The organism is Pseudomonas sp. SIMBA_067, assembly GCF_046534675.1.
In the GTDB taxonomy this organism is placed as follows: domain Bacteria; phylum Pseudomonadota; class Gammaproteobacteria; order Pseudomonadales; family Pseudomonadaceae; genus Aquipseudomonas; species Aquipseudomonas putida.
This window is the reverse complement of sequence record NZ_JAWRYH010000420.1, coordinates 1-272: the sequence shown is the minus strand read 5'-3', so window position 1 is coordinate 272 and position 272 is coordinate 1. Positions and strand designations below refer to the sequence as shown.

General features: G+C 56.6%; 1 pseudogene. It reads right to left on the bottom strand.

Annotated elements, in window-relative coordinates:
• Window positions 1-272, bottom strand: a pseudogene (locus SB765_RS29710) (citrate transporter); the annotation flags it as partial.

Here is a 272-nt window from a genome sequence, read left to right as displayed (position 1 = left end):
ATGCCGGTGCCGGAGAGGATGCCGGTGAAAATACCGGCGGCAAAAATTAATGCGGTCACCGCCAGCACGTTACCGGCATGGGAGCTGATGCGGGCTTTCTGCTCCTCCAGCGTGGGATAGTTGAGCATCACCGCAATCGCAAACGCCAGCATAAACAGGATCTGAATCGGCATTAAACCAATCACCAGCAGCACCAGCAGCACGGTGGTCAGGATGAAGTTAGGCCAGAACATTTTCGGACGGCGATTGGCTGCGCACTCTTCGGCATCGCC